Source organism: Halorubrum sp. AJ67, from assembly GCF_000513435.1.
The window spans coordinates 52,537-55,711 of sequence record NZ_CBVY010000012.1 but is presented as its reverse complement, the minus strand read 5'-3'; the positions used below and the strand labels follow the sequence as shown (position 1 = coordinate 55,711).

Here is a 3,175-nt window from a genome sequence, read left to right as displayed (position 1 = left end):
CGGGGAAGTCGTCGCTCGCGTTCGACACCGTCTACGCGGAGGGACAGCGCCGGTACATCGAGTCGCTGTCCGCGTACGCCCGCAACTTCCTCGGGCAGATGGACAAACCGCAGGTGGAGTCCGTCGAGGGGCTCTCGCCGGCGATCTCCATCGACCAGAAGAACGCCGCGAACAACCCCCGGTCGACGGTCGGCACCGTCACCGAACTCCACGACTACCTCCGCCTTCTGTACGCCCGGATCGGCACCCAGTACGACCCCGTCACCGGCGAGGAGGTGGGCGAGCAGTCCGCACAGGACATGGTGAACCAGATCCTCGAACTCCCCGAGGGCACGCGGGCGAAGGTGGCCGCCCCGGTCGTCCGCGACCAGAAGGGGGCCTTCGAGGAGCTGTTCGAGGAGCTGGTGAGCGACGGGTACAGCCGCGTCGAGGTCGACGACGAATCGGTCGACCTGACGCTGGACGACCCCGACCTCGACGAGAACTACGACCACACGATCGACGTGATCGTCGACCGGGTCACGGTGAGCCCCGACGCCCGCTCGCGGATCACGGACTCCGTCGAGACCGCGCTGGAGGAGGCCGACGGGGCCCTCAAGCTGATCGTCCCCGACCCGCCGGAGGACGTGCCGTTCGCGTCGAACGCGCGCTCGACCGGGTCGCTCGCGGCCGACGCCGAGGCCGACGACCGGCTCGTCGTGGAGTTCTCCGAGGAGCTCGGCAACCCCAACTCCGACGTCCAGTTCTCCGCGATCGAGACGCGGTCGTTCTCCTTCAACAGCCCGTACGGGGCCTGTCCCGAGTGCGAGGGGATCGGCTCGACGAAGGAGGTCGACGAGGACCTCGTGATCGAGGATCCGTCGAAACCGCTCAAACACGTGTTCGAGCCGTGGAGCTACGACCGCACCTACTACTCGCGACAGCTCGACAACGTCGCCGACCACTTCGGCGTCGACCTCGACACGCCCTTCGAGGAGCTGGACGAGGAGATCCGGCGACAGTTCCTCTACGGCACCGACGACCTCGTCCACTTCGAGTGGACCACGAAGAACGGCACGCGCGAGAAGACGGAGCGGTTCGAGGGCGTCATCCCGAACTTAGAGCGCCGCCACGTCGAGACCGACTCCGAGCGCGCCCGCGACCACATCGAGGAGTATATGGCCGTGACGACCTGCCCCGAGTGCGAGGGGACCCGACTCAAGGAGCAGTCGCGGCACGTCCTCGTCGCGGGCACGTCGATCACGGCGGTGAACGAGCTGTCGATCGCCGACGCCCGCGAACACTTCGAGGGGATGGAGTCGCAGCTGAACGAACGCGAGACGACGATCGCCGAGGAGATTTTGAAAGAGATCCGGGCGCGGCTCGGCTTCATGGAGGAGGTCGGCTTGGAGTACATCACGCTCGACCGGGAGGCGTCGACGCTCTCCGGCGGCGAGAGCCAGCGCATCCGGCTCGCCACGCAGGTCGGCTCCGGGCTGGTCGGCGTGTTGTACGTCTTAGACGAGCCCTCGATCGGACTCCACCAGCGCGACAACGACCGACTGCTCAACACCCTCGAAGGGCTCCGCGACCTGGGTAACACCCTCCTCGTCGTCGAACACGACGAGGAGACGATGCGCCGCGCCGACGAGATCATCGACATGGGACCGGGCCCGGGCAAGCGCGGCGGCGAGATCGTCGCGCAGGGCGACTTCGACGAGGTGGTCGACGCCGACGACTCGATCACGGCCGACTACCTCGCGGGCCGGGAGTCGATCCCGGTGCCCGACGAGCGCCGCGAGTCCGAGGGCGAACTCGTGGTGAGCGGGGCCCGCCAGCACAACCTGAAGGACCTCGACGTGCCGATCCCGCTCGGCACGCTGACGACCGTCACCGGCGTCTCCGGCTCCGGGAAGTCGACGCTCGTCAACGACATCCTGTACAAGGGGCTCGCCCGCGAGATGAACGACAACACCTCGGTCGACCCCGGCGACCACGACGCGATCGGGGGCCTCGACGAGGTCGAGACGGTGCGGCTCATCGACCAGAGCCCCATCGGGCGGACGCCCCGCTCGAACCCCGCCACGTACACGGACGTGTTCGACCACGTCCGCGAGCTGTTCGCGGAGACGAAGCTGTCGAAGCGCCGCGGCTACGAGAAGGGGCGGTTCTCGTTCAACGTGAAGGGCGGGCGCTGCGAGGAGTGCGGCGGGCAGGGGACCGTCAAGATCGAGATGAACTTCCTCTCCGACGTGTACGTTCCCTGCGAGGAGTGCGGCGGCGCGCGCTACAACGACGAGACGCTCGACGTCGAGTACAAGGGGGCGACCATCGCCGACGTGCTCGACATGAGCGTCGCGGAGGCGTACGACTTCTTCGAGAGCCACCGCGGCCTCGAACGCCGCCTCAAGCTGCTGAAAGACGTCGGGCTCGGCTACATGGAGCTCGGCCAGCCCTCGACGACGCTCTCGGGCGGCGAGGCGCAGCGCGTGAAACTCGCCGAGGAGCTGGGCAAGCGCGCGACCGGCGACACGCTGTACCTGCTCGACGAGCCGACGACGGGCCTCCACAAGGCGGACGAGCGCAAGCTGATCGACGTGCTCCACCGCCTCGTCGACGCGGGCAACACCGTGGTCGTCATCGAACACGAACTCGACCTCGTGAAGAACGCCGACCACGTGATCGACCTCGGCCCCGAGGGCGGCGACGGCGGCGGCGAACTCGTCGCCAGCGGCACGCCCGAGGCGGTCGCTCGCGTCGAGGAGTCGCACACCGGGCGCTACCTCCGGGACATGCTCCCGAAGGTCGACCTCGAAGGCCCCCGCGACGACCGCCGGAAGCCCGCGGTGGCCGACGACGACTGACGGCCGGCGCTCGGGGGCGACAGCGAGACGCGTAGCCGCGTCCGGCACCGTTTAGTGGGGCTCTCGTGACGGCGGTGTATGAGCATCGAGACGACCGACGTACGGGAGGCGATCGCGATGTCGCCGGAGCCGGCGACGGAGTTCGCGTCGCTGCCGCGGCGCGAGCGGCGCGACGTCTTCTTCGCGCTCCCCGAGAGCGTCAGGGAGGCGGTCGCGACCGGGATGGACCGGTCGCAGTTGGAGACCTTCGTCGACCCGCTCGACCCGGACGAAGTCACCGACGTGCTCGGCTACGTCGACGAGGAGACGCGCGAGGCGGTCCTCACCGGTCT

General features: G+C 68.6%; 2 protein-coding genes. Both read left to right on the top strand.

Annotated features, from left to right (window positions below; all coding sequences use genetic code 11):
* The coding region (gene uvrA, locus BN903_RS10640; protein WP_048077709.1) for an excinuclease ABC subunit UvrA at nucleotides 1–2,843 on the top strand (2,843 nt) is incomplete at its 5' end.
* 78 nt (nucleotides 2,844–2,921) lie between these two features.
* On the top strand, nucleotides 2,922–3,175 hold a 254-nt coding region (locus tag BN903_RS10635; RefSeq protein ID WP_048077708.1), incomplete at its 3' end, for a magnesium transporter MgtE N-terminal domain-containing protein.